Here is a 6,773-nt window from a genome sequence, read left to right as displayed (position 1 = left end):
AAATTGGAATCGCGATACCGGCTGCCGTCCTTGTCGCCCCAGAAGCGCAGCGGCATGCTGGGGAATGGCCGGGTGCAGACCAGCTCGCCCACCTGTTCGACCACCGGATGCGCGTTGTCGTCCCAGGCCTCGATCGCGGCGCCGAGGTGGCGACACTGGAGACGGCCGGGCATGTCCGGGAGTTCGGGATTGCCTGCCATGAAGGCGGCGGCAATTTCGGTCCCTCCGCTGACATTGCACCACCAGACATCCTCGCGCCCCAGCGCAGCAAGTTGCCGGGTGCCCCAACGCTGGACATCGGGAGGAAGCGGCGAACCAGTGCTGCCGAGCGCGCGCACGCGCGCCAGCTCAGGCCAGCGGTCGAACGTCACGCCCGTCTTGCGGCAGTTGACGAAATAGGCCGCTCCGGCGCCGAACCAGGTGACGCCGCAGCGCGCCGCAAAGTCCAGCAGGCGGCCCCAGTCCGGATGCGCCTTGCTGCCGCCCGGAGATCCGTCGAACAGGCAGATGGTCGTGCCGCTGAGCAGCCCCCCTACCTGGATGTTCCACATCACCCATCCGCTGGCACTGTACCAGTGAAACCGCTCGCCCAGCGTGTTGGCGGCATAGCTGGGCCCGAGATCGAAGTGCATGCGCCCGGCGGCAGTCGCCAGGATGATCCCGCCATGGCCGTGGACAATCGCCTTGGGAAGGCCGGTGGTGCCGCTCGAATAGAGGATCCACAGCGGATGGTCGAACGGCAGCCATTCGGGTTCGAAGGCCGCGACCTCGCCATCGTCGCGCGCGATCGCGGCTGCAAAGTCGATGGCCCCCGGCACGCCATGTTCGCCAAACCCGGTCGAGACCAGCAGCACGCTTTCGATCGAGGACAGGCGCGAGCGGATCTCCGCGACCGTACCGCTGCGATCCATGGCCCTGCCCGCGTACCGGACGCCGTCCACGGCGATCAGGACCCGCGGCTCGGTCTGCTGCCAGCGATCGAGAACGGCATTGGTGCCCATGTCGGGGGAGCACAGCGTCCACACGGCACCGATACTGGCACAGGCGAGCAGGCTCACGACGGCTGCGGGAATGTTCGGCAGGTACCCGGCGACGCGGTCGCCTCGCACGACGCCCAGCCTGCGCAGCTCGAGCGCGAGCGAGACGGCCTGGCGCCGCAGTTCGGTCCAGCCCAGCGTGGCAATGGTCCCGGTTTCGTCCATCGCGATGATCGCCGGCTGACCGGCGGCTTGCGCGGCCACGACATGGCTGAAGACGTGCCGGGCATAGTTGACGGCCGTGCCCGCGCACCAGCGCGCTCCGGGCATTGCCGGCCCGCTCAGCATGGCCGCAGGCGGGTTCGGCGACGCTATCCCCTCATAGTCCCAGATGCTCCGCCAGAAGCCTTCGGGGTCATCGACCGACCAGCGATGCAGCGCATCATAGTCTGGAAAGTCGAGGCCGTGGTGCTCCTTCAGCCAGTCGCGATACAAGCGGATCTGCGGTACCGGGAGAGATGCGCTGGCACGGTTCATCGAGGGGCAAGCCTTGTCCTGTAGTGATCATGGGCCGGGCGGGAGACAGGGGTGACAGGCGGCGGCGCGACCCGGCAGGCACCGCCGCCCGGCGATCAGAGCGACGTGCGGAGACTGACCGCCGCGTATCTTCCGATCGCATTGAACGCGCCGCCGATGCCGTCGGTACCCGGGAAGAAGGGCGGCGTGGCATCGAACAGATCGTTGATCTGCATTCCGAACTCCGTCCCCTTCAGGAAGCCGATATCGGGCAGCTTGACCAGCAGTCGAAGGTCGACCGTGGTATAGCCCCCCGACGAGAACAGCGCGGTTCCGGTCGGCGTCGCAAAGGGCGCGGTGACGCCCGAGCGGTGGTTGACGAAACTGACGACGGTCACCGGCCCTGCGGTCAGGCCGAGCGTGGTGCGCAGAGTCGTGCGGGGAATGCCCGCATCGAGCGAATTGCTGAGCGGCGATGTCGGCGAGAGCTGATTGTCGTAGTTCAGGATGTAATTGCCCGCGATGCCGCCGAAAATGGTGCCGAACCCGACCGGCTGACGGTAGCGCAGGTCAAAATCGATGCCATTGGTCTTGCGAACGCCGAAATTCCCCTGTCGCAGATCGAGGATGTTGCCGATCGTGGGCACGGCGGCGAAGGTGAAGAAGAACGGCACGGTATTGGCGATCGCCGCATTGAGCTGCTGGGGGGTAGGATTGCGGATCACCCGCGAGGCGAATGTCGGGTCGCTGAACAGCAGCGCGCCAAGCCCCGATGGAGTCCCGATCACATTGTCGTACTTGATGTCGTACAGCGTCACGCTCGCGGTCAGGTTGGGCGCGAAGCTGGGGTTCAGGTCCATCCCCAGCGACCAGGTACGCGCCGTTTCGGGCGTGAGGTCCCGGTTGCCACCAAATAGCAGGATGGTGTTCACCTGCGCCGCGCCGCGTGCGGGGTCGCGCGCGCCGAATGCGTCGACCAGCGATGCCGCCGAATAATAGGACCCGACGGTCGAGCCGAGATCCCTGAGCCCCGGTGCGCGGAAGGATTCGCCGAAGCTGCCGCGCAGCGTGACCCCGTCCACGGGCTTCCAGGTCAGGCCGATCTTCGGGTTGGTGGTCGATCCGAAATCGCTGTAATGATCGTAGCGCCCGGACACCGAAAGGGTCAGGCTGCGGAAGAACGGCCCCGCATTCTCGTCTCCGACGATGGGAACGAACAGCTCGCCATAGACCGACTGGATGTTGCGCGAGAGATCCTCGGGAAAGCCGACACCGCCGCTCTGGCCGCGCTGCATATAGGTCTCTCGGCGGTACTCCGCGCCCAGAGCGATCTTGACTTCGCCTCCCGGCAGTACCGCCAGCGGGCCGTCGATCCGCACAGCGCCCATTCTCAGGCGTTGCCGGTTCGTGAAATCGGTCGGATTGTCGAGGATCGCCGCGACGACCCGGGGGTCGGTCCGCGTCCCGAACGGATCGAGCGCAGTCGCCGTCGTGGTTCCGGCGGCGGCGGCGGTCAGTGCGGTCGTGTTGATGCCGGGCTGAAACGTGTCGTTGCGCGACCAGTTGAAGGTGCCCGAAAGCGTGGCCTTGAAATCCCTGGGCAGCGCAATGTCGAGGCCCGCGGTCGCATTGCCGGTCCTGACCCGGAAGGTCTGGTCGAAATGATCGGCGCCGACCAGCCGGTCCGGACGGAAATCGAAAAAGCCGAACGCGGCGTTGGTCCCCGGCGGGACACGGAAGAACGGATTGGCTGCGGTGATCAGGACGAAGGTCTGTCCCGGAAGCGCCGCCTGCACGATGTCCCTGCGGTCGGAATAGAGGATGTCGGCCCAGGCGGTGATCGAGCCCGTCAGTTCCTGCCGGGCCGACACGAAAGCGCCATGCGTCCGGTTCTCGGGAAGCAGATCGACGGGTCCGCGCGGATCGCAGCGGTTCACGCCGGGCGCCAGATCGGGCGCGGCGTAGATCGTGCCCGCGAACAGATTGACATTCGCATCCGGGCAAACCGTCGAGCGCGTGTCGATGCCGCCCACCGCACGAAAATCGAGCGTGCGATACCGCCGGTCCGCCCCGGTGATGTTGCTGTTCTCCTGATACTGATAGGCCGCCAGGATCGACCCGCTATCCCATGTCTTGCCGACGATCGCGCCCGCGTTGAAGGCATGATAGTCATCCGCGAAGCCGTAGCGGGCAATGGCCTCCACGCCCGACACCCGCTTGCGGGTGATGAAGTTCACCACGCCGGCAACCGCCTCCGATCCATAGATGGCCGAGGCCCCATCCGCGACGATCTCGACCCGCTCGATCGCGAGTTCCGGAATGAACGGGAAGTCCGGATTGGTCTGCTGGGTGCTGCCCGAGATCAGGCGGTTGCCGTTCATCAGCGGCAGGGTGGCCGCCGAAGGCAGCCCGCGAAGCCCAGGCGCGAATGAGCCGAGACCGCCATTGCTGACGCGCGGCGCGGTATTGAAACTGTTGAGCTGCGGGACCGTGGCGAGCAGTTCGGGCGTGCTGGCCGCGCCGATCAGCCTGGCATCCTCGCGCGTCACGGTGATCAGGTCCGATCCGATCGGCGGTACGCCGCGAATGCTCGATCCGGTGACGATGATGACGTCTCCGGGCTCGGAACCGGCTTCCGGCGTCTCGGTGCCCGGCTCGCCCTGCTGCGCCCGGGCAAGGACCGGAAAGCCGAGCAGGACGGCACCCAGTGCGGAACTGCAAAAAAAACGCGCGCAGCGCGCGGTCATGATGCCTTGAAGCGACATGATATTCCCCTCCTTCAGGATTGCGGCCTGCGCCGCTGCCGGTTTTGCCGGCTTGATAGGATGGGTAGCGTTTGACAGAGTGCGCGGTAAGTGCATGAACGGACATTTCCATGTCATTTGCGGACATGACGGTGTCGTTTGGGGAGAAGAACATGACCGAGCCGGCCCGCCAGGCCCCCACGCTTCGCAACGACCGCTCCGGTTTTCCGACGCTCAACCAGCGGATCTTTGCGCCTTTCAAGATCGCCACGGTCATCGATACCGTGGCCGAGCGCGGGATTTCGGCAGAAGCGGTGCTCGCGCGAACCGGCCTGACATTGGCGGACATCCGCGACCCGCATACGCTGACGTCGATCGGGCAGTATCTGACGGCCTGCGAGAACATCGTCAAAGCCGGGGCCGGGTTTGCCGATGCCTTTTCGATCGGATCGCGTCTGCACCTGTCGGCCTATGGGATGTACGGCTATGCGCTGATGTGCTCGCCGACCATGCGCGACTTCTTCGATTTCGCGGTGCGCTACCAGCCGCTCGCGACCCCGACAGTGCGGCTGCACTGGCGCGTCGAAGGCGATGTCGCAATCTGGGAGTTCCGCGAGATCTACCGCGACTTCATGAGCGATGACGTCCGCACATTTCTGTTGCGGCAGCAGATGAAGATGACATTCACCCATATCCGTGATGCCGCGGGGACGGACAATCTTGCGGTGCGCGCGATATTCTCGCTGCCGGAGGACGAATGGTCGAAAGAGGACGCGCGCGAGTTGTCCTGCACCTGTGTCTATGACGGGGAGGCCAACGAGCTGCATTATCCCGTCAGCCTGCTGGATCGCACCCCTGCCCTCGGCAACCGGCTCACGCGCTCGATGCTCGAGGAGACGTGCGAACGGCTGATCGGGCAGTCGCGGATCGCATCAGGCCTGTCGGGCGAACTGTACCAGCGTCTGCTCAGCACCCCCGGCCAGTTCCCTTCGATGCCGGAGATGGCGGCCCAGCTCGGCATGCAGGAACGGACGCTGCGCCGAAAACTCGCGCTAGAGGATACGACTTACGGCGCCATCATCGATGATGTCCGCCGCAAGCTGACGATGGAATATCTGCAGACGACGCAGATGAGTGTGGACGATGTCGCCTGGAAAGTCGGGTTCAGCGACAGCGCAAACCTTCGGCGCGCGGTCCGTCGCTGGACGAACGGAACCGTCGGCCAGATCAGGGCGGGCAAGGTCCAGGGCGCAGGTCGATGACCATGCGGGCCTTAAGGCCGGCAGGAGTTCAGCGCGGCAGGTTCCACGCGAAGACCTGCCTCATCGGGCGGTCGCCCGGGGCATCGGCAATGGCACCGTGAAAGCCCCGAATTTGCGCCACGAATGTGAAACACCGAGATTCCTGCCGCAGGCCGAGCAGCCCGAAGCCGGCAGAATGCCACGTTTTGCGACGATTTTGGGAAGGCGCACTGGTGCGCTTACGGGACCCTCATAACTCGGTTAAATAATTAAATTAAAACACTCAATTTATCTGCGTTTCAAATTTTGCCCCCAATTGTGCCCCCAAATTTCATCTAACCGCCTGATTTAGAGTGTGTTTGGGTCCGAAATTGTGACTGAATTCCTTGGTCGGATGACAGATACCGAGTAGCAATTGGCACAAAGCGACCGCCCGATCTGGCAATCGGCGACGGCAGAAAGCGACCCAGACCCAGTCGTTCCCGTTGATCAGGCTGAATGTCTACTTTCACCAAAAGCCGCCAGTTAGATTTGAGGATCAAGCCCGACCCCGACTGTTGACTGAAACCGGGCGAAATGCAGCCGGAGCGCCCACAATTCCCCGTCGATCAGACATCCCCTGTTTGTGGTTCAGCGATGAAACAGCCGTAAAGTGGCACCTTGCCTGGTGACAGCTGCAGGAGCGAGGACGGCAATCGCGCCGGGCAGGACCTTGAGATGCGCCGGCGTCGCGGTGACGATTTCCCCGTCGGTGTTGATCGGCATAGGGTGCCGCGTCTCGATATCGAACTCGACGCAGCGGGCGGTCCTAACCTCTTTCCAGGCGCCATGCGTACCCGTGCGGAAGGCGCGCACCATCAAGGCGAGCTTCCAAAGGTTGCGCATCTCCAGACTGTACAGGTCCAGCGACCCGTCATCGATCGCGGCGGTCTGTTCGACGACATTGCCACCCCCGTAGAGACGCCCGTTGCCGATCGCGATCTGATAGGTCTTGACCCTGATCCCGCTGCCTTTCTCGATGATCCTCGCGCGAAAGCGCCGTGCCCCGGCCAGGATCCGCAGCGCGGCGACCGCATAGCCCAGCCGCCCGAAGCGCTTCTTGATCGCAGGATCGAGCTTCTGCGCCAGATCGCTGCTGAGGCCGATGCTGGCGAAGTTGAAAAAGGCATGGCCGTTGACCATCCCGAAATCGATCTGCCGTGTGTGTCTGGCAACGATCACGTCTGCGGCGGCAGCAAAATCAAGCGGGATGGACAGCGTCCGGGCAAGGTCGTTGGCGGTTCCGGCCGGAATGA

4 protein-coding genes are annotated in these 6,773 nt (G+C 64.3%); 1 reads left to right on the top strand and 3 read right to left on the bottom strand.

The window, feature by feature from the left end; genetic code table 11:
- Both DM995_RS19240 and DM995_RS19235 read right to left on the bottom strand, forming a co-directional pair.
- The coding region (locus DM995_RS19240) for an AMP-binding protein (RefSeq protein ID WP_116970719.1) at positions 1–1,514 on the bottom strand (1,514 nt) is incomplete at its 3' end.
- Between the two features lie 95 nt (positions 1,515–1,609).
- Positions 1,610–4,258: a TonB-dependent receptor plug domain-containing protein gene (locus tag DM995_RS19235; RefSeq protein WP_116970718.1), complete on the bottom strand. Its 2,649-nt coding sequence runs from the start codon at positions 4,256–4,258 to the stop codon at positions 1,610–1,612.
- Positions 4,259–4,410: 152 nt separating this feature from the next.
- On the opposite strand from DM995_RS19235, the gene DM995_RS19230 reads away from it, so the two are divergent.
- A complete protein-coding gene (locus tag DM995_RS19230; RefSeq protein WP_116970720.1) occupies positions 4,411–5,499 on the top strand; it encodes an AraC family transcriptional regulator in 1,089 nt (362 codons plus the stop codon).
- Between the two features lie 609 nt (positions 5,500–6,108).
- Here DM995_RS19230 and DM995_RS19225 read toward each other — a convergent pair.
- Positions 6,109–6,773: lipid kinase (locus tag DM995_RS19225; RefSeq protein ID WP_116970717.1), on the bottom strand; the 665-nt coding region annotated here is incomplete at its 5' end.

The sequence above is a fragment of the Blastomonas sp. UPD001 genome (assembly GCF_003426715.1).
In the GTDB taxonomy this organism is placed as follows: domain Bacteria; phylum Pseudomonadota; class Alphaproteobacteria; order Sphingomonadales; family Sphingomonadaceae; genus Blastomonas.
This window is presented reverse-complemented; position numbering and strand designations above follow the sequence as displayed.

Coding starts and splice junctions, on each gene's coding strand:
- DM995_RS19235 (WP_116970718.1), bottom strand. CDS start 4,258: ATGTCGCTTCAAGGCATCATGACCGCGCGCTGCGCGCGTTTTTTTTGC.
- DM995_RS19230 (WP_116970720.1), top strand. CDS start 4,411: ATGACCGAGCCGGCCCGCCAGGCCCCCACGCTTCGCAACGACCGCTCC.